Below are 18,449 nucleotides of genomic sequence, written 5' to 3' on the forward strand. Positions count from 1 at the left end.
CCTTTATCGACTTCCAGATTTTGTAACCTATTCAGTTACAAGTCTGGGATTGCTGTAGCCGGTGAGGCTACAACCCGCTGACCCCGGAGGGCGCCTCGCTGATGAGGCGGGTGCCGGACTGGAAGTGGCTGGTGCTGCCGCAGTCGGGGATGGGGTTGAAGCCCGAGCACGTCACGGGCTCGTGGGCGCGGGTCTCCGAGGTGAAGCAGCGCGCGCCGGCCTCGTTCCACTCGGCCTCCAGGCTCCAGGACTCGGAGTCGGCCTGGATGCCCACGCCGTCGTAGAGGTTGACCCACTGGCCATCGGTGGTGTGCGACGCGCCGTCGCCGCAGAAGTCCGCGCGCACCATGCGGGTGCAGGCCTGGTGGTGGCCCGCGAGGCTCTGACCGTTGACGGTGACCCAGGGCTTGTAACCGAAGTGCATGCACTTCGCGATGGCGGCGCCCTCGCAGGCGAAGGTGAAGGCGGTGGCGTCCTCAATCTTCTCGCCGCCACCCGCCACGCCCTGGAGGTAGTTCCAGCGGCCGGCCACGGCGATGGCGGGGAGCGCCCCACCGTTCGCGTCCTGGCACACGGCGCGCCAGTTGCCGTCCGAGCCCTGGTAGGAGACCTGGTAGGACCACAGGTCGCTGTCGCCGCCGCTGCCCTGGGTGATGCCGTCCACGCGCACGGGCAGGGTGGAGCCGTCCCCCAGCTTGCCGACGAAGCGTGCACCGGTGAAGCCCGTGCCCGTCACGGGGTTGGGGCCGTCCAGGCCGACGAAGGCGGTGCCCTGCAGCCGCACATTGGTCAGCGTCTTGCCGGAGGCGGAGGTGGCGCCCGCGTACGCCACGGACACCAGCATGCCGCCCAGCTCGCTGTTGTTCAGGTTGCGTCCATTGAGGTTGCGTCCATTGAGGTTGCGCCCATTGGGAGATGCGACCTCCGCCACCTGCGTGCGCAGGGAGGGAGCCTCGGGCTCCGACGATTCCGTGCCACAGCCCACCGCCACGACGGCGAAACACGCCGCGACCACTCGCTGCAACGTCCTCATCTGGATGCCCCTTCCCTGCCCCGACCCCGACCCGCACCGCGTTACAGGGCACAAGGTCAGTCCGGTGGGCGGGAGCGGCAACCACACGAGGCCCGTCCGGGCACTTGCAGCGTCCAGTGGCTTCCAATTGGAGGAGACCCCAGGGTGATGCCAGCGGTTCCCGGGGGGTTCCAGTGTCCGGTGGTGCTCAGCCGCCGGACACGGGCGCGTCCGCGCAGACGCGCAGGCCCACCGTGACGTCGCGCAGTGAGGCCTCCGGCAGCTCCCGGTTGGAGGACCGCGCGCTCGTCACGTTGAAGGTGAAGCTGCCGCCCCGGGCCACCGGGCGGCCGGGCTCCAGCCACGAGCGCGTCCACTCCCAGACGTTGCCGGCCATGTCGTCCGCGCCGAAGGGGCTGCGGGACGCGGGGTGGCTGCCCACGACGTCCGGGCCGAAGCCGCCCGGGTCCTTGCCGTAGGTGACGTCCACGTTGGCCTCGTCCGGGCCCAGGCGGTTGCCGTGGGGGTACTCGCGGCCGTCCACACCGCGCGCGGCGCGCTCCCACTCCAGCTCCGAGCACAGCCGGGCCCCCGGCACCCGGCCAGACGTGGACAGCCACGTCACGTAGGCCTCCGCGTCCGCGAAGTTGATGCCGCTGACGGGGAACTGGCGCCAGTCCTGCTCCGTGCGCTGCGAGCGCCGGGCGTACCGGATGGGCTCGCCCGTCCGCGCCGTGTACCGCACGCCGCCGGGTTGGAAGCGCAGGCGCCAGCCATTGCCGTCCGGCTCCAGCGCCAGGCCTCCGGCGTAGCCGCCCGTGCCCACGCGGGGCAGGCGCGAGGCGCGCCCCTCCGCGGGCAGGGCCGCCAGGTATTGGAGCCAGTCCGCGTACGTCGTCTCGTGGCGGGCGATGAGGAAGCCCTGCACGGGCACGGTGTGCAGCGGGGTGGCGTTGAAGAAGTCGCGCACGCTGGACTCGGCGGCGCTGCCGAAGCGCACGTCACCCGGGGGCACGTACACGAACCCTGGCGGGAGCGAACCCGCGCGGACGAGCGGCAGGACGACGCTCCGCGACTCCCCGCGCGTCAGGAGCAGCGGCTGCACCGACGCCTCGTGGCCCGGGGCGCGCACGGTGAGCTGGTAGGTCCCCGGAGCCACGGTGAGGCCGGTCCAGGGGAGCGCGCCCGGGGAAGGCAGGGGCTCGCCGGCGACCTCTGGCCCCGTGGCCTCGCGCGACACGGGGCGCAGCTCCGCGGAGGCACCGGGCGCGTCCACCTGGAGGGACAGGTGCGCGGGCGTGTTCCAGCGGCTCCAGCGCACGCCGTCGGGGTCGTAGAGGCGCAGGCGCTGGAGCAGCGCTGGCAGCACGGGCTCGCGCTCGCTTTCGGCCCACAGGGCGCGCTCGTAGAGGAAGTCCGCCAGCGCGTCGCGCACATCGGTGCGAGTGGGGGCCAGCGCCAGCGCGCGCTCCAGCCGGTCCGCCACGGCGTCGAAGTGGTGGGACAGCTGTCCGGCGTGCCCCGCCACCTTCGCCCAGCTCCGGTCCCCGTCCGCCTTGTGGCCGGTGTCGTAGAGCTGGAAGGCCTCCGCGCGCTCGGCCTGGAGCGCGTCGCGTTCGCGGCGCACGGCCTCCAGCTCCGACCCGGCCGAGGCCAGCTCGCCATGCACGCGCACGTCGAGGATGCGGCGCTCGCGCCACTGGAGGCCCGCGTACACGAGCCCCAGCGACACGAGGAAGCCCAGCGCCAGGCCCACCTTCAGGCGCCGGCTGCGCACGCCGGTGCGACGCGAGGTGCTGAGGAAGGACTGCTCGCGCTGGGTGAGCTCGGACGACTCCAGGAGCTCCGTCTCCGCCAGCTGGCGCGGGCCCCACAGCGACTCGCGCGCATGGCCCAGGCGCTCCCACTGCGCGGCGGCGGCCTCCAGGCGGGCCTGCACCTCGCGGCGCTCGCCCGCCTCCACCAGCCAGCGCGCCAGCGTGGCCCACCCGGTGAGGAGTGCTTCATGGGCCAGCTCGTACGCGGTGCCGCCCTCGCCTTCACGCGCCACGAGCAGGCGCGCGCGCACCAGGGCCTCCAGCGCCGCGCGGTAGCGGGGGTCATCGCCCACCAGCTCACGGTCCGTCTTGCGCGCGCGGGTGCCGTCCGCCGTCACCAGGCGCAGCATCACCCCACGCGCCGCCGAGCGCTGGTCGGGCAGCAGGCGGGCCACCGCGGCGTCGGCATGCCGGGCGAGCGCGCCGGACACACCGCCCAGCGAGTCCAGCGCCGCCTGGGTCATCACGCCGCGGGACTCGTCGCGAGCGTCCCACAGCTCCGCCAGCGCGAACTGGAGCAGCGGCAGGCCTCCGTCGGAGGCCGCCGTGGAGGCGACGAGCGCGTCCACCACGGTCTCGGATTCGAAGCTCACGCCCTTCACGCGCGCGGGACCGACGATGGCCTCACGCGTCTCCTCCGGCGTGAGCGCGCGCAGGAGGTACAGCGCGTGCGGCACCTCCGGGCCCAGGCCGGGCACGGCGGTGAGGCGGGTGAGGAAGTCGCTGCGGCCGGTGGCGAGCAGCCGCAGTCCGCCGGCCGCCTCCGTGAGCGACCCCAGCGCGGCGCCCGCGAGCGCGGCCTCCTCCGGCGGGGACAGCGTCACCAGCTCCTCCAGCTGGTCCATGTAGACGAGCAGCCCGCCCTGCGTGCCCAGCTTCGCGCGCAGCCTGCGGCCGAGCGACGCGGGGTCCTGGCGCAGCGTCTCCGCGAGCGGCTCCTCTTCCACCTCCAGCACCGGCGCGAGCGCCACGGCCAGCGCGGACACGGGCCTGCGCCCGGGCACGAGCCGCGCGGTGCGCCAGCGCCGGCCGTCCTCCAGCGCGCCGTCCGCCACGGCGGGGAGGATGCCCGCGAGGCACAGGGACGACTTGCCCACGCCGGAGTCGCCCGTCATCAGCAGGAAGGCCTCCGCCTTCAGCCGCTCCAGCACGGCGCGCTGCTCGCGGCGGCGGCCGAAGAAGAGGCCGCGGTGCTCGGCTTCGAAGGCCCGGAGGCCACGGTAGGGATTGCCCTCCGGAATGACGGCCGGAAGCTCCTCGCGCGTCAGCGCCTCCAGCGCGTCGAGCAGCTGCGCGGCGGACGCGTGGCGCTGGGCGGGGTCTCGCTTCAGGCACTTGTCGATGGCGGCGGCGAAGCCGGGGTCCACCGACTGGGCCACCTCCTGAAGGGGGCGCACGTCGCGGGTGCGCACGGCCTCGGACAGCTCGCGCCAGGGCACGTCGCGGAAGGGGCCTTTGCCCGCGCACAGCTCGTAGAGCACGACGCCCAGCGAGTACACGTCACTGCGCGCGGTGAGCTCCTCGCCGGCCCAGGCCTCCGGGGACATGTAGTAGGGCGTGCCCACCAGCGCGCCACGCGGCAGGGACGGCAGGAAGACTCCGTCCAGCGAGCGGGCGCCCAGGGCGGGGCTGGACTCCGGATCCCAGTCCGCGGGCAGCTCCGGCGGCGGCAGGGGCGCGCGCGGAGGGGTGGGCTCACTGGCTTCGGCGCGGTCGAGCAGCTTGGCCAGGCCGAAGTCGAGCAGCTTCACCTCGCCGCTCTCCGTGAGGACGGCGTTGCCGGGCTTGATGTCGCGGTGGAGCACGCCCCGGCGGTGCGCGGCGCCCAGGCCGCGGGCCAGGTCCCGCCCGATGCCCAGCGCGCGCTCCCAGGGCACGGGCCGGGCCAGCCGGTCCAGGCTGACGCCCCGGATGAACTCCGAGATGAGGTAGGGCTGATCCTCCAGCTGTCCCACCCGGTACAGGGTGACGACGTTGGGGTGCTGGATGCGGGCGGCGGCGCGGGCCTCCACCAGGAAGCGCGCCAGCGCGTTGGAGCCCAGCGACGGGATGAACTTCACCGCGACGGGGCGCTCCAGGAGCGTGTCGTGCGCCAGGTACACCCGGCCCGTGCGTCCCCGTCCGAGCGGCCGCACGATGCGGTATTCGTCGAACTCCTCGGGAGGAGTCCACGCGTCGGGTGAAGAGGACGAGGCGGGAGAGCCCACCAGGGTTGCCTACGTTTCCCGCGTCCAGGGGTCAACCGGGGGGCCTGCGGGAGAGCCCGTCCCGGCGCAGGGTGCCGCACCCGAGTGTCCACCCATGGACACTGCGGGGCGGAGCCTGGGGTTACTCCTGACCCGAGCGGGGCTTCGCCTTGCTGGGTTTGAGCATGTTGCGGATCTTGTTCTCCAAGTCCTGGGGCAGGCAGGGCTTGGCGACGAACTCGTCAGCGCCCACGGACAGGGCGTGCTCGGCGTTGCCGGCGAGCACGTGGCCGGTGAGGGCCATCACGGGGATGTCGCGGGTGCGGGTGTCCTGCTTGATGCGCCGCGTCGCCTCCCAGCCATCCATGACGGGGAGGGACAGGTCCATGAGGATGATGTCCGGCTCCCCCTCCTGGGCCTTCTCCACGGCCTCCAGGCCGTTCTTCGCGGTGTCCACCTCAAACCCGCAGAATTCCAGGTATTCGGCGTACATCTCGCGGGCGTCGTCGAAGTCGTCGACGACGAGGACGCGCTGCTTGGCGGAGTTCACGGGAGCGGGCCCACCGCTCGCGGTTGGCTCACCCTCTGGAGATGTCAGGACCGCGTTCTTCATGGAGCAGAGGCCTCGCATGCAGGGGAGGGGCGGGGTGAATCTAAACACGTCCACCGAAAAGCGCCCGTTCTCGCAAGATTTCCCTGGACGGATCCCAGGGTAGGTCCGCTGTCCGCTGCGCGACAGGGGGACAGTAGACGACAGTGTAGGTGGGCGGAGGGACTGGGGGTGGGGGCTCCGCCAGGAGCCCCCGGTGCACCGGACTCAATCGTTGGGGCGGAAGACGTGGAGCCTGGGCTGGGTGGCGTCCTGCTCGTCGACTTCGGTCCAGGCGAGGAAGATGCGCCCGTCCTTGTCCATGCCGAGCTGGGATTGGTTCACCGGCGTGGCACCGGCATTGGCGCTCAGCGCGCCTCCGATCGGCTCCCAGTGATCCGTGTTCCACCGCTGGACGAACAGACCTCGCACGGAGGACGAGGCTTCGGACTCAGGTTCTTCGAGCAGCATGATCAACCGGCCCTGCGCATCGAACTTGAGGGTGGTGGCGGAAGCATCTGTCCTGCCAGGGACGCGGTCGTAGGTGTCTCCCACGCGCTCCCACCCTCCTCCCCCCTCCAATCGTTCCTGCACCAGGACAGACTGACTGCCACTGGACTGGACTGGGCTGGCGACGACGAACCTGTCATCCCTGCCCACCGTCATCGCAAACATGGGCGACGCGGCTTGTCTGGATGGAGACCCATACCCGACATCACTCCCGCCTGACGAACGACTAACGGAAATCGCCCACCCGGGGAATCCATACTCTGTATTGCTCCAGCCCAGGATCTGCTCGTTCCATTGATTCAGTTCCAGGTGTAGAGAAGTGAGGTTTGGGACGCCCTGGGAGCCTGACACGACCCGTGATCTCCACTCTCCCGCCTGCAGGCGGAAGACACTGACTCGGAGTTCCGACGCATTCCTTTCCTTGAAAGCAATGACAGGGACACCCCCAAAGCTTTCCACCTTTATTCGCAAGTCGGTCACACTGGCTTGCGACAACACAGGAATGACGGGCGCCCCCAAGGCAGTCCAGGCGCTCCCGGACCACCGTCGGACATGGACCTCCACGCTTCCATCGAGCTTGGGTTGGACCCATGCCACGTGCGGGGTGTCCGACGAGTCGAGGTGCAGAACACACTCCGTTGCCTGGGGGTCTCCGGCGCTGCCTTGGAGCGGGGCTCCTAGCACTTGCCAGGCCACACCATTCCATCGTTCGACCTGGACGCCGGACGTTCCCGTTCCCAACCTCGCCACCAGCGGAGTCCCCCCGCGCTCCACCTGGAACGAGAAAGAGTCCACGCGGGTTCGAGGAGTCTGGGAGTCCCCCAGGGGAAGGAAGGCAGGAACCCGCCAGGACCACCCCTGGGAAGACATCGCCACGGGGTTGCCCGCGGCATCCGTCACGCTCGGATCGAACACCACACGCATCACTTCGCTCACGGGCAGTGGCTCAAGCGGTTGAAGTGTCAGGACGCGGCCATCCTGCGACAGGGAAACCTCCGCAGAGACCTCTCGCTGTCCCGCCAGAAGTCGGACCGTGCTGTCGTTCACGCTGTCCGCCACCACGGGCTCGGACAGCTCCGCTCGAACCGTCTGGTGCACGGACACCCACTGTGCACCGTCCTGGGGGGTCTGCGCGATCAGCGATGGCTTCGTCCGGTCCACCACCACCTGGCGCTGGGGACTCATGGATTCCTGCCCACATCGACGCGCCCGAACGACGAACGCATGCGGGCCCTCCGAGACGGATTGGGTCTCCCAATCCAGGACGAAGGGGTCCTTCAGGGTCGCGACCGCTGTGCCATCCACTAGCAGGTCCACGTTCTCAGGTGTGGCGCCCGTCAGTTGAACCCGGAGCCTCGCGATGCTTCCGACCTGTGCTCCTTCCTTGGGTGACACCCATTGGACGCCAATCGGCTCCTCGCCCGCGTCACTGCAGTCAGGCTCGTCGGGTGGCGCCGCGATGTCGGGAATCTGGATGCATGCCGCAGGCATGAGCAGCATCGCAAACAGAATGGATTTGAGATTTTTCATGAGGCCACGGCTGAGCAAGAAGGCGTCCATCCGGAAGCGGACTCGCGCCGTATGCATCTACGGGATGTTGCGCGTCCATCGACGGTGAGACAGGTCTCCATTCAAGACGGGAGGATCCCTCCCCGAGGACACCTTGAAACGAAGATGCCCCCGCGAAGCCTGGGCTTCACGGGGGCATCCAGGTGGCTTCAACCACCTACGTCAGGCTGACGCAGGTAGGATCAAGGAGCAGGGGTCGGCGCGGCGTGCTGGCCAATGCCCGTCGCTTCCAGGTCCGTGTTGATCGGCTGGCCCCAGATGGACTCGTAGACGTCGTTGGTGCCCAGGACGGGCGCCAGGCTGCTGAACGAAACGACGAGACGAACCTGGCTCGGGTTGAGGGCAACAGAACCCGTGTAATTGAAGAAATAGCGGGTGCTGTACCCGGACGCCTGGATGCCGAACACAGGCAACTCGGCCGGCGTGCGCGTCCGGACGGGCTTCGTCGGCTCAGCAATCTCCAGGGGGAAGCCCTGGCCGCTGTAGTTGCCGACCTCACCGAAGGAGTTGCCGCCCACGGTGCCGTTGTTGTCGATGTCCGCGTTGAAGAAGACCTGGACGGACTGGCCGACCTGCTTCGCGATAGGCGCGCTGAAGTTCACGAACACGTCTTCAAACTGGTTGAGCTGCGTCGCGGTGACCGCGGGCGGAGCCGACAGCTCCTGGTACCGGAGCTCCGCGATGGTCACCGCCCTCGGCGCGGCCTGGTCGCCGCCGAAGAAGAAGCCCGTGCGGCTGTAGTTGCTGCCACCCTCCGCGGCCACCGCGCGGACGAAGATGTTGTACTCCTTGCCCTCCTGCACGATGCCGTTGCCCGGGGTGATGGTCGCCGAGTAACCGCCGACATTCACCGCGGCCGTCACCGGCAGCGACTCCTTGGCGTACTCGTCCGTCAGGCGCACGAACACCGAGCCCGGCTGCACCGGCTGGTTGAAGTACACGTAGATGGGCTCGCCAGGACGCACCATGTTGCGGAGCGGATCCACCTCCGCGGCGCCCTTCAGGCTGGACACGTTGCCACCCTCGATGTTCAGCGCACCCGCGCCCGTCGGCTTCGAGAAGGACAGCTGCGCGAGCGTCGTGGCCTGCGACCCCACGATGGTGTCACCCGAGTAGCTCTTCGTGTAACCGCCCGTGTCCACGACCCCGTCGCCGTTGGTGTCCATCGGCGCGATCCAGAGGCTGTAGGTGCCGGTCAGCCGCGCCAGCTCCACGCCGGAGGGGATGCCGGTGAAGTTCAGGACGCCGTTGGCGTCCGCCGTGGCCTCCACGTAGACCTTGCTGATCACGGAGGAGACGGAGTCGTAGTTGCTCAGGATGACCGAGCCCGCCTTGTCCACCTCGAGCACGCCCTTCGCGCCCACCGCCGGACGGCCCTGCGGCGTCACCACGGTGACGGCCAGCGAGCTGTTCAGCTGCGCCAGCGTCACCGGACCGAAGCTCGCGTTGCCGTTGTTGATGGGCACCGTGCCCGCGGCCGACGGCACCGTGGAGGTCGCGCGCAGCGTCGAGTAGCCGCCCTTGCTGAACGTCAGCAGCACCTGCGCGCCCGCCGGCACGTCCGTCATCACGAAGTTGCCGCTGGCGTCCGTCGTCGCCGACTTGCCCGTCGGCTGGCTGCCAATCGTCATCGCGACCGCGACGTCCGCGAGCGGCTGCAGCGTCGTGCTCAGCACCTGGCCCGACACCGTGCCCTTCGGCGTGGAAGGAACCACCACCGACACGTTGTTCGGATCACGGATGCCGTCAGCGACACCATCGTTGTCCGCGTCAGTCGCGTCACCGCACCCCCAAGCCAGCAGCGGCAACACGGCCATCAGCACATGCTTCTTCATCGTCCCCACCTTGAATTTATGACGGAATTTTCACGCCCCAGCTGCTCCCAAAAGGGCGGAAATCGGACACTCCCCGACGCGGGCCCACGCCGTCAAGGTGGGGTAAATTCTACCCAAGGGCGGCCAAGCGCCTTGAAACTAGGATGACTCGCCATGTCAGACGTCAACGACCCCTGCCTGGGCTGCGCCATCGTTCGCGGAGAGGTCCACCCACCGGGTGGCGTGCTCGGGAGGGCGCCCGGGCTCGTCCTCCACGGGGTGGCGTCCCCCAGCCCCGTCCCGGGTTGGGTGGTGCTCACCAGCGATCAGCACGTGCGCGGCTGGTATGACCTGGACGAAACGGCCTCGCGGGAGCTGGGGCCGTTCGCCGCCCGGGTGATGCGCGCCCAGCGCGAGGTGCTCGGCGCCGAGCACGTCTACGCCTTCGCCATTGGCGACGTGCTCCGCCACTTCCACCTGCACCTCGTCCCCCGCTTCGCGGACACCCCGTCCCACCTCCGGGGTCGGGGCGCCTTCGACGCGGCCCCGGCGGAGCACCTTTCGCCGGAAACGCTGGAAGCCGCGGCCCGGCGGCTGGCGGCGGCGCTCGCCCGCTGACCCACGCCGGGCGTGCGGTGCCCTCCCGGGCTCTCCAGTGTCATGGACCTGACACCGTATCGGGGGAAGAATGCAGGCGTCCTCATGCGTGCGTTCCCCCTCGGTCCCTGGCTGCTGTCCCTCTGGCTCCTCACCGCCGGTCCCGCGCTCGCGGACAACAACGCGGACGAGGCGGATATCGCCTTCGAGCTGGGCAACGACGCGTACTCCCACGGCAACTACACGGAGGCGCTGCGCTCGTACTTCACCAGCTACCGGCTGGTCCCCAACCGCAACGTCCTCTTCAACATCGCGCGCTGCTTCGAAGCGCTGGGCAAGTTCAACGAGGCGTACCGCTACTACAACGACCTGCTCGGCGAGGACCTGCCCGCCGAGGACGCCTCGGAAGTCACCCGCTCGTTGGAGCGGCTGCGCCCGAAGGTCGCCCTGGTGCGCGTCACCACCAATCCCCGCGGCGCGGAGGTCTTCGTGGACCGCGCGGACCTGGGCAGCCGGGGGCGCTCGCCGCAGACGCTCGCGCTGTCGCCGGGCCGCCACAAGGTCCTGGTCCAGAGGTCCGGCTACCGCCCCACCGAGGCCACCGTCACCCTCGTGCGGGGCCGGGAAGTGCCCGTGGACCTGGACCTGGCCCTCATCACCGGCATGGTGGACATCACCGGCTCCCCCGAGGGCGCGGAGGTCCGTGACAGCCCCACCGGCCCCCTCCTGGGCCGCATCCCCGCGAAGCTGCGCCTGTCTCCGGGCCAGCGCGTGTTGCATGTACGCGCGGCCGGTCACGCGCCCGGCCAGTACGTCATCGACGTGCCCGCCGAAGGCACCCTGCCGCTCGCGGTCACGCTGACCGCCCAGACGGCGCCCAGCGGACGCGTCGTCGTCACCGCCAACCACGACGGCGCCACCGTGCGCGTGGACGGCCGGCCCGCGGGCTTCACTCCCACCGTCGTCACCCTCCCGCAGGGCGAGCACGTGCTGGAGGTGGAGAGCCGCGACGTGCGCCCCGTGCGCCAGAAGGTCACCGTCATCCCCGACCAGGAGGTGAAGGTCCACGCCACCCTGCGCTACGAGCCGCCCCCGGTGCGCGCCGCGTCCAAGCGTCTGCTGTCCGTGGACGAGGCCCCCGCTTCCACCACCGTGCTCACGCCGGAGGAATTGCGCGCGTTCGGCTGGCGCACCCTGGCGGAGGCGCTGGCGGGCGTGCGCGGCTTCTTCCTCACCGACGACCGGACGTACACGTACCTGGGCGTGCGCGGCTTCTCGCCGCCGGGCGACCTCAACACGCGCATCCTCATCCTCTGGGACGGCCACGCGATGAACGACGTGTGGGCCGGCCAGGGCTACGCGGCGCATGACCTCAGCGTGGACCTGGAAGAGGTGGAGCGCATCGAGGTGGTGCGCGGCCCCGGCAGCGCGCTGTACGGCACGGGCGCGTTCTTCGGCGTCATCAACGTGGTGCCGCGCGAGTCGCTGGGCCTGGACCGGCGGCTGGAGATCACCGGCGCAGTGGGCGCGATGGGCTCCACGCTCGTGCACGCCACCACGTCGTGGGAGGACCCCCAGCGCTCCGTCCTCTTCAGCCTCGCGGGCATGAAGTCCCACGGCGCGGACACCACCCGCCTGGGCGACCCGGGCCCCATCGTCACCGGCCTGGACGGCGAGAAGGCCGGCACCGGTTCACTGCGCGCTCGCCTGGGCAACCTGTCCCTGGCGGCCCGGCTGCACGGGCGCAGCAAGGACGTGCCCACCGCTCCCTATGGCACCGTGGTGGGCGCGCAGGGCACGCGCGTGCAGGACGTGCGCGGCTTCGCCGAGGCCAAGTACGAGCGCCCCCTGTCCGAGCGCTTCGTCCTGTCCCTGCGCGGCGCGCTGGACCTGAGCCGCTACAAGGGCCACTGGAACTACGACGGCGGCGACAGCTCGGCGACGAACACCGACTCCGGCGCGGCGGACTGGCTCACCGGCGAGGCGCGCCTGCTGGCGGTCCTGTCCGAAGCCAACCGCCTCACCGTGGGCGTGGAGGGCCAGGCCCAGCTGCGCGTGGACCAGAAGAGCGTGGGCCCCGCGGTGGCCGCGTCGCTGGGCTCGCGGACGCGCTCGCTCGTGTCCGTGTACGCACTGGACGAATGGCGCCTGCACCCGCGCCTGAGCCTGTCCCTGGGCTTCCGCGTGGACAAGTACTCCGACCTGGACTCGCTGCCGCTCACGCCCCGGCTCGCGGTCATCGGCCGGCCGTATGAGCAGGGCCTCACCAAGCTCGTCATCGGCCGCGCGTTCCGCGCCCCCAACGTCTACGAGCTGTTCTACGAGGACAACCTCCTCACCCAGCGCCCCGCGAAGCAGCTGAACCCGGAGACCATCACCACCTTCGAGGTGGAGCACTCACACGACCTGACGCACGAGCTGCGCGTGACGGTCGCGGGCTATCACAACCGCATCTCCCAGCTCGTCACGCTCACCACCGAGTCCGTGGCCACGCCCGCTTGCGGCACCGCGAGCGCGCCCACCCAGTGCCTGGTGTACGCGAACAACTCCGGCGAGACGCTCGCGTGGGGCGCGGAGGCCGGGCTGCACTGGCAGCCGGGCCGCTGGCTGCTGGTGGACCTGAGCTATTCGTACGTGAATCTGCGCAACGCCTCGCAGGACGTGGTGGAGGCCGCGCCCGCGCACCTGGCCTCGGGACGCTTCCTGCTGCCCGTGGGCAATGGCGACATGCGCATCGCCACGCAGGCCACCTACCAGAGCGCCCGGGTGCCGAGCGTCGCTGGCGCGGACAGCGGGGAGGCGCTGCTCGTGGGCTTCGGCGTATCCGGTGACTACGGCCGGCTGCGCTACTTCGCGGGCGTGAACAACCTGCTCGACTCGCGCTACGCCTTCGTCGTGAGCGATGACGTGTCCGCCGGCCCCGTGCCGCAGTACGGCCGCACCTTCAACCTCCAGCTCACCGGCAGCTTCTGAGAGACTCTCGCGCCATGACTGACCTCCGCTTCGACTTCATCGACCCCCGCCACCCGCTCTACGCGGGCGAGCTGGAGCTGCGCTTCCGCGTGCTGCGCGAGCCCCTGGGCCATGTCCGCGAAGACGTGAAGTTCCCCTTCGAGGACGCCAGCCTCCACCTGGTGGCCCACGCGAACGGCGACGTGCTGGGCTGCGTGCTCTTCCACCCGGAGGACGCGCACGGCGGCCGGCTCTTCCAGATGGCGGTGTCACCGTCGCTGCAGAAGAAGGGCCTGGGCGCGAAGCTGGTGCGCGCGCTGGAAGAGGAGCTGCGCACGCGCGGCTTCCGCCACGTGCACCTGCATGCGCGGGCCCCCGTCGTCCCCTTCTACGAGCGCCTGGGCTACGCGCAGTACGGCGAGCTCTACGAAGAGGTGGGCATCCCCCACCGGAACATGCAGCGCGACCTCTGAAGCTTCAGGTCGTGGAGGCGTGGGCCGCCGGCAGACGGCGGCCGCTCCAGAGCACCACCACCAGCGCCGTGAGCGACATCGCCGCGCCCACCGCGCACACCCCCGGCCAGCCCGCGCGCGTCCACGCCGCCATGCCCGCCCACGCGCCCGCGGCGCCGCCCACGAAGTAGGTCACCATGTAGAGCGTGTTGAGCCGGCTCCGGGCGTCGGGACGCAGCGAGTACACCCGCGCCTGGTTGGCGATCTGATTCGCCTGCGCCCCCAGGTCCAGCAGCACCACGCCCAGCGCGATGCCCCACAGTGAGTGCCCCCAGAGCCACAGCACGACGAAGGACGCCAGCAGCACGGCGATGGCCAGCGCGTTGATGCGCCGGTCCCCGCGCTGGTCCGCGTAGCGCCCCACCAGCGGCGCGATGGCCGCGCCCGCCACGCCCACCACGCCGAAGAGGCCCGCCACCTGCGCGTCGTAGTGCCCGGGCAGCGAGCGCAGGTAGAGCGCCAGCGTGGCCCAGAACGCGCTGAACGCGCCGAAGGTCAGCCCTCCCAGCAGCGCGTGCAGCCGCAGCACGGGCTCCGTGCGGGCCAGGTGGATGAGCGACCGCATCAACCGCGGATAGGGCATGGAGGCCAGCGGCGGCTGCGCGGGCAGCGTGAAGCGCAGCACGACGCCCGTCACCACCATCAGCCCCGCGGCCACGAAGAACATGGTGCGCCAGCCCAGGTGCGTGCCCACGAAGCCCGCCGCCGTGCGCGACAGCAGGATGCCGATGAGCAGCCCGCTCATCACCGTGCCCACCACGCGTCCGCGCTCCGAGGGCGCCGCGAGCTGCGCCGCGAACGGGATGAGCATCTGCGGCACCACCGTGGTGACGCCGATGGCGAAGCTCGCCGCCACCAGCACATGCAGGCTGGGCGCGAGCCCCGCGACCACCAGCGCCACGCCCACGCAGCCGCACAACAGGAGGATGACCTTGCGGCGCTCCAGGCTGTCACCCAGCGGCACCAGGAACAGCATGCCCACCGCGTAGCCCACCTGCGTCAGCGTGGGCACCAGCCCCAGCGCGCTCCCGTCCGCCCCCAGCGTCCGGCCAATGTCTCCCAAGAGGGGCTGGTTGTAATAGAGGTTCGCGACGGTGACGGCGCCGGCCACCGCCATCAGCCAGACGAGCGAGGGACGAAGCGAGGCGGAAGGCGCGGGGTCGGAAGGCGTCTGCATGGCGGGCGGCGCAACGGATAAGCCCCGCCTGGACGCGCTTCAAGCAGGACGTGCGCGCCCATCACCGTCCGGGCGGGCAGGCCGTGCGTGCCCCCCTTCCCCACGGGGCCCGCGCGCGGCAGGCTGCGGGCCATGCTTCGTTCCCTTCTGCTGTGCGCGGTGCTGGCCCTGGCCGGCTGTGGTGACTCTTCATCATCCTCCTCGGGTGACCCCGCGAAGGTGACCTACGCCGAGTCCCTGGGCGTGGACCTGTCCGCGATGAACAAGAGCGAGTCCGGCCTCTACACGCAGGACCTGGTCGTGGGCACCGGCAAGGAGGCCGTCAACAAGAGCTACGTGTTCGTCCACTACGCGGGCTGGCTGCCGGACGGCTCCATGTTCGACAACAGCCGCGCTCGCGGTGAGCCCATCGACTTCGTGATTGGCAGGGGCGATGTCATCAAGGGCTGGGACGAGGGGCTCGTCGGCATGCGCGTGGGCGGCAAGCGCAAGCTCGTCATCCCATCCGACCTGGGCTACGGCTCGCGCGGCTCCGCGCCCGTCATCCCCAGCGACGCCGTGCTCGTCTTCGACGTGGAGTTGATGAACGTCTACTGACGCGCGTGACAAAGAGCCCCGGCGTTGGCTTCAGACGCCGGGCGTTCCCCCGGACACCGGCGGCGAGCGCTTCTTCGGAATCGTGGAGCGCCCCTTCGGCCCCTTCAGCGCCACGCCCAGCAGCATCGTCGCGGGCAGCATCATGCCCAGCCCCTGCGTGAGGTCCTGCGGGGGATGGGTCGCCACGCCCAGCACCATTCCGGCGAAGAGCAGGCCGCAGACGATGCGGAGGATGAGGGCGTTCACGGTCGAAGGCTCCCAGGCGGGCGGTGCCCGGTGGCGGGCGGCCGGAGCATAGCGCGCGGCGCCCCGCCGCGCCGTCCGTTAAGGTGGCCCCGTGAGCCTCCTCAAACGCTTCCAGTCCGGCTACGAACCGCCCGCTCGCTCGCGCGACACCGCGCTCCTGTTCGCCGCGCGCGGCATGGACCTGCTCGTGTCCGAGCACGATGGCCGCCTCGACCTGCCCCGGGGTTCGGCCCTACCGGAGGCTGCGGTCAGCGCCCACTTCCTGGGCATGCTCGACGACACCGACTGCTACGCGGCGCCCATGCCCGGGGACTTCACGCCACCGGAGGGGCTGAAGTTCGTGCCTGCCCGCTCGCTCTACAAGCAGGTGGACGAGGTGACCTTCGCCGTGGCGGGCCGCGCGCTCTCCATCTCCGAGTGGGACCTGAACCACCGCTTCTGCGGCAAGTGCGGCACGGCCACGCAGCTCGTGCCTGGCGAACGCGCGCGCCGCTGCCCGGTGGACCACACGCCGTTCTATCCGCGCATCGCTCCGGCGGTGATCGTCCTCATCACCCGGGGTGACGAGATGCTGCTCGCGCGCAACGCGTCCTTCCCGGAGCCCTTCTTCAGTACCGTGGCCGGCTTCGTGGACGCCGGCGAGTCGCTGGAGGAGACCGTGCTGCGCGAGGTGAAGGAGGAGGTGGGCGTGGACCTGAAGAACGTCACCTACTTCGGCAGCCAGCCGTGGCCCTTCGGCCGCTCGCTGATGGTGGGATTCATGGCCGAGTACGCGGGCGGAGACGTCGTCGTGGACGGCAAGGAGATCGCCGAGGCGCGCTGGTTCGGCGTGGACGACCTGCCGCGCATCCCCCCCCGCCTGAGCATCGCGCGCCACCTCATCGACACCTTCATCGACCGGGTGAAGGCCCGCCAGCCCCAACCCTGAGCCTTCCGGGCTTGACCCCCTCCCCCCAAGGGTGCGCTTGATGCGCCCCTTCGCACCGCACGCCATGCCTGCCGCACGCCCGCACATCGAGCCCCGCCGCGTCCCCACCGCCGACTCCGTCGTGGTGAAGGAACTCTATCTCTCACTCCAGGGCGAGTCGTCCCACGCCGGCATGCTGTGCGGCTTCATCCGCCTCACCGGCTGCCACCTGCGCTGCTCGTACTGCGACAGCGAGTTCGCCTTCCACGGCGGCAGCCGCATGAAGGTCTCCGAGGTCGTCGAGAAGGCCCTGGCCTGGAACTCGCCCACCGTGGAGGTGACGGGCGGCGAGCCCCTGCTCCAGCCCGGCGTGTATCCGCTGATGGAGGCGCTGCTGGACGCGGGCCTCAAGGTGCTGCTGGAGACGAGCGGCGCCATCGACGTGCGGCTCGTGCCCCCGGCCGTCCACAAGATCGTGGACATGAAGACGCCGTCGTCCGGCGAGTGCGACCGCAACGACTACCGCAACCTCACGTCCATGAACGCCAACGACGAGCTGAAAATCGTCATCGGCTCACGCGTGGACTACGAGTGGGCGCGCGCGCTCGTGCAGGAGCACAAGCTGGGACAGAAGCCCTACAGCGTCCTGTTCTCCACCATCTTCGACAAGCTCCACCCTCGCCAGCTGGCGGAGTGGATCATCGAGGACCGGCTGCCGGTGCGCTTCCAGCTCCAGATGCACAAGTACCTTTGGGACCCCAACGAGCGCGGCGTGTAACGCGCGCCCTCAGGGCCCGTGCCGCCCCACGGTCAGCACGAAGGCGGTGAGCGCGCCCCACGCCAAGAGCCCCAGCAGGTTCAGCGCGGACAGGACGCGCAGCATGATGGCGAAGGCCCGGTCGCCCACCTCGTCGCGGCGCCGCAGCTTCCGCGTGGAGATGACGGTGCCCGCCACCGCCGCCGCCAGCGTGCACGCCAGCTCCAGCAGCACCTCCAGGCCTCCGCCCAGCCTCCCGTAAGCCGACCCCGAGAGCCGCACCACGGGCGCGCCGAGGAACAGGAAGCCCCCGACGTTGGCCAGCAGCGCCAGCCGCACCGCGCGCGACGGGCGCGTGTCCCGTAAGCGTCGCTCGGCGCAGGGCGCGCAGTACGCCGTCTCCTCCAGCACCTCCGTGCACGCGCCGCACAGGTAGCCGCCGCAGCGCGCGCAGAGGGCCACCGCGGCCTCTTCCGGATGCTGGCCACAGCGGGCACCCGAGGGGCTCGCGGTCATGCGCGGAGGCTAGAAGCCGGGGGGCGGCATGCGGGCCGCCGCCGCCGCGATGCCGTGCGCGCCCATGCCCAGGAACACCGCCGTCAGCACGGTGCTGGCCACGAAGCCCGCGACGATGAGGTTCTTGCGCGGGTGCTCGAACTGGCTGAACGCGTAGACGAGCATGTAGCAGGGGATGAGCAGCACCATGACGCCCGTGCCCACGCTGCGGCGGAAGGCGTGCGTCAGCAGGAGGGCCGCGCACACGAGCGAGACGACCCCGAACAGGATGGCGAGTGGCAGGAGCGGCACACCCGTCCCCTTAGCATGCCTTCGCCCCTTTCGCGGCGGACGTGCGCATACTAAGGACGGCCCGCCGCCCACCCGCCGAGGAGGTCCCCGCCATGGCCACGTTCAAGACGTTCCTCATCTTCATCCTGGCCGGCACGCTGCTGGGCACCTTCATCGCGTCGCTGGTCGCCCCCTCCTACATCGAGTGGTACAACAGCACGCCGCTCGCCTCGCAGACCATGTGCAACCTGCCGGAGGTCGTGCGCCGCGTGACGACGTCGCTGATGCACTCGCAGCTGATGGGCGCGGGCATTGGCGCGGGCGTGGGCCTGGTGGCCGCCATCCTCGTCGCCGTGCGCGCCCGGAGCCGCGCGAAGCAGCGTCCGGGTTCGCCGCCGCCCGCGGCCACCGCCGCCTGAGC

Annotated in this window: 16 protein-coding genes; 7 read left to right on the forward strand and 9 right to left on the reverse strand. The window is 70.6% G+C overall.

Annotated elements, in window-relative coordinates; all coding sequences use genetic code 11:
- Window positions 1-67: 67 nt before the first annotated feature.
- The 5 genes from D7X30_RS09600 to D7X30_RS09620 all read right to left on the reverse strand — a co-directional run bounded on the left by D7X30_RS09600 (window position 68) and on the right by D7X30_RS09620 (window position 9,518).
- A complete protein-coding gene (locus D7X30_RS09600) occupies window positions 68-1,033 on the reverse strand; it encodes an ADYC domain-containing protein (protein WP_120562517.1) in 966 nt (321 codons plus the stop codon).
- A gap of 187 nt (window positions 1,034-1,220) precedes the next feature.
- A complete protein-coding gene (locus D7X30_RS09605) occupies window positions 1,221-5,036 on the reverse strand; it encodes a bifunctional serine/threonine-protein kinase/formylglycine-generating enzyme family protein (protein ID WP_120562518.1) in 3,816 nt (1,271 codons plus the stop codon).
- A 121-nt stretch (window positions 5,037-5,157) separates the two neighbouring features.
- Complete coding sequence (locus D7X30_RS09610; RefSeq protein WP_014393311.1) at window positions 5,158-5,628, reverse strand: response regulator; 471 nt, start codon at window positions 5,626-5,628, stop codon at window positions 5,158-5,160.
- Window positions 5,629-5,832: 204 nt separating this feature from the next.
- Window positions 5,833-7,674, reverse strand: a complete 1,842-nt coding sequence (locus D7X30_RS09615; protein ID WP_158619223.1) for an Ig-like domain-containing protein — start codon at window positions 7,672-7,674, stop codon at window positions 5,833-5,835.
- Window positions 7,675-7,865: 191 nt separating this feature from the next.
- Window positions 7,866-9,518 carry a carboxypeptidase-like regulatory domain-containing protein gene (locus tag D7X30_RS09620; RefSeq protein WP_120562520.1) on the reverse strand — a complete coding sequence of 551 codons (1,653 nt, stop codon included), beginning with the start codon at window positions 9,516-9,518 and terminating at the stop codon, window positions 7,866-7,868.
- A gap of 153 nt (window positions 9,519-9,671) precedes the next feature.
- Here D7X30_RS09620 and D7X30_RS09625 point away from each other — a divergent pair, with 153 nt between their 5' ends.
- The 3 genes from D7X30_RS09625 (at window position 9,672) to D7X30_RS09635 (ending at window position 13,519) form a co-directional block, all read left to right on the forward strand.
- Complete coding sequence (locus tag D7X30_RS09625) at window positions 9,672-10,115, forward strand: HIT family protein (protein WP_120562521.1); 444 nt, start codon at window positions 9,672-9,674, stop codon at window positions 10,113-10,115.
- Between the two features lie 84 nt (window positions 10,116-10,199).
- Complete coding sequence (locus tag D7X30_RS09630) at window positions 10,200-13,067, forward strand: TonB-dependent receptor domain-containing protein (RefSeq protein ID WP_120562522.1); 2,868 nt, start codon at window positions 10,200-10,202, stop codon at window positions 13,065-13,067.
- Window positions 13,068-13,081: 14 nt separating this feature from the next.
- Window positions 13,082-13,519: a GNAT family N-acetyltransferase gene (locus D7X30_RS09635; RefSeq protein ID WP_120562523.1), complete on the forward strand. Its 438-nt coding sequence runs from the start codon at window positions 13,082-13,084 to the stop codon at window positions 13,517-13,519.
- A 4-nt stretch (window positions 13,520-13,523) separates the two neighbouring features.
- Here D7X30_RS09635 and D7X30_RS09640 read toward each other — a convergent pair whose 3' ends face one another.
- Entirely contained in the window at window positions 13,524-14,735 is a 1,212-nt protein-coding gene (locus tag D7X30_RS09640; protein WP_120562524.1) for an MFS transporter, read from the reverse strand.
- Between the two features lie 132 nt (window positions 14,736-14,867).
- Here D7X30_RS09640 and D7X30_RS09645 point away from each other — a divergent pair, with 132 nt between their 5' ends.
- Complete coding sequence (locus tag D7X30_RS09645) at window positions 14,868-15,332, forward strand: FKBP-type peptidyl-prolyl cis-trans isomerase (protein ID WP_199724217.1); 465 nt, start codon at window positions 14,868-14,870, stop codon at window positions 15,330-15,332.
- Window positions 15,333-15,362: 30 nt separating this feature from the next.
- Here D7X30_RS09645 and D7X30_RS09650 read toward each other — a convergent pair whose 3' ends face one another.
- Window positions 15,363-15,578: a hypothetical protein gene (locus tag D7X30_RS09650; protein WP_120562526.1), complete on the reverse strand. Its 216-nt coding sequence runs from the start codon at window positions 15,576-15,578 to the stop codon at window positions 15,363-15,365.
- Between the two features lie 91 nt (window positions 15,579-15,669).
- Here D7X30_RS09650 and nudC point away from each other — a divergent pair, with 91 nt between their 5' ends.
- The gene (nudC, locus tag D7X30_RS09655) at window positions 15,670-16,506 is read left to right on the forward strand and encodes an NAD(+) diphosphatase (RefSeq protein WP_120562527.1); all 837 of its coding nucleotides are present in this window, start codon (window positions 15,670-15,672) and stop codon (window positions 16,504-16,506) included.
- Between the two features lie 64 nt (window positions 16,507-16,570).
- Entirely contained in the window at window positions 16,571-17,263 is a 693-nt protein-coding gene (locus D7X30_RS09660; protein WP_120562528.1) for a radical SAM protein, read from the forward strand.
- A 9-nt stretch (window positions 17,264-17,272) separates the two neighbouring features.
- Here the strand turns inward: D7X30_RS09660 and D7X30_RS42265 are convergent, their stop codons facing one another.
- Both D7X30_RS42265 and D7X30_RS09670 read right to left on the reverse strand, forming a co-directional pair.
- Complete coding sequence (locus D7X30_RS42265; RefSeq protein WP_199724218.1) at window positions 17,273-17,758, reverse strand: hypothetical protein; 486 nt, start codon at window positions 17,756-17,758, stop codon at window positions 17,273-17,275.
- A gap of 9 nt (window positions 17,759-17,767) precedes the next feature.
- Complete coding sequence (locus D7X30_RS09670) at window positions 17,768-18,049, reverse strand: hypothetical protein (protein WP_120562529.1); 282 nt, start codon at window positions 18,047-18,049, stop codon at window positions 17,768-17,770.
- Window positions 18,050-18,141: 92 nt separating this feature from the next.
- Between D7X30_RS09670 and D7X30_RS09675 the strand changes: the two genes are divergently transcribed.
- Window positions 18,142-18,447: a hypothetical protein gene (locus tag D7X30_RS09675; protein WP_014393298.1), complete on the forward strand. Its 306-nt coding sequence runs from the start codon at window positions 18,142-18,144 to the stop codon at window positions 18,445-18,447.
- Window positions 18,448-18,449 lie beyond the last annotated feature (2 nt).

The sequence above is a fragment of the Corallococcus sp. AB011P genome, from assembly GCF_003611605.1.
In the GTDB taxonomy this organism is placed as follows: domain Bacteria; phylum Myxococcota; class Myxococcia; order Myxococcales; family Myxococcaceae; genus Corallococcus; species Corallococcus coralloides.

Bases quoted from the DNA above. Each gene is read 5' to 3' on its own strand.
- D7X30_RS09600 (WP_120562517.1), bottom strand. From the start codon at position 1,033: ATGAGGACGTTGCAGCGAGTGGTCGCGGCGTGTTTCGCCGTCGTGGCG.
- D7X30_RS09610 (WP_014393311.1), bottom strand. From the start codon at position 5,628: ATGAAGAACGCGGTCCTGACATCTCCAGAGGGTGAGCCAACCGCGAGC.
- D7X30_RS09615 (WP_158619223.1), bottom strand. From the start codon at position 7,674: ATGGACGCCTTCTTGCTCAGCCGTGGCCTCATGAAAAATCTCAAATCC.
- D7X30_RS09620 (WP_120562520.1), bottom strand. From the start codon at position 9,518: ATGAAGAAGCATGTGCTGATGGCCGTGTTGCCGCTGCTGGCTTGGGGG.
- D7X30_RS09625 (WP_120562521.1), top strand. From the start codon at position 9,672: ATGTCAGACGTCAACGACCCCTGCCTGGGCTGCGCCATCGTTCGCGGA.
- D7X30_RS09630 (WP_120562522.1), top strand. From the start codon at position 10,200: ATGCGTGCGTTCCCCCTCGGTCCCTGGCTGCTGTCCCTCTGGCTCCTC.
- D7X30_RS09635 (WP_120562523.1), top strand. From the start codon at position 13,082: ATGACTGACCTCCGCTTCGACTTCATCGACCCCCGCCACCCGCTCTAC.
- D7X30_RS09640 (WP_120562524.1), bottom strand. From the start codon at position 14,735: ATGCAGACGCCTTCCGACCCCGCGCCTTCCGCCTCGCTTCGTCCCTCG.
- D7X30_RS09645 (WP_199724217.1), top strand. From the start codon at position 14,868: ATGCTTCGTTCCCTTCTGCTGTGCGCGGTGCTGGCCCTGGCCGGCTGT.
- D7X30_RS09660 (WP_120562528.1), top strand. From the start codon at position 16,571: ATGCCTGCCGCACGCCCGCACATCGAGCCCCGCCGCGTCCCCACCGCC.
- D7X30_RS42265 (WP_199724218.1), bottom strand. From the start codon at position 17,758: ATGACCGCGAGCCCCTCGGGTGCCCGCTGTGGCCAGCATCCGGAAGAG.
- D7X30_RS09675 (WP_014393298.1), top strand. From the start codon at position 18,142: ATGGCCACGTTCAAGACGTTCCTCATCTTCATCCTGGCCGGCACGCTG.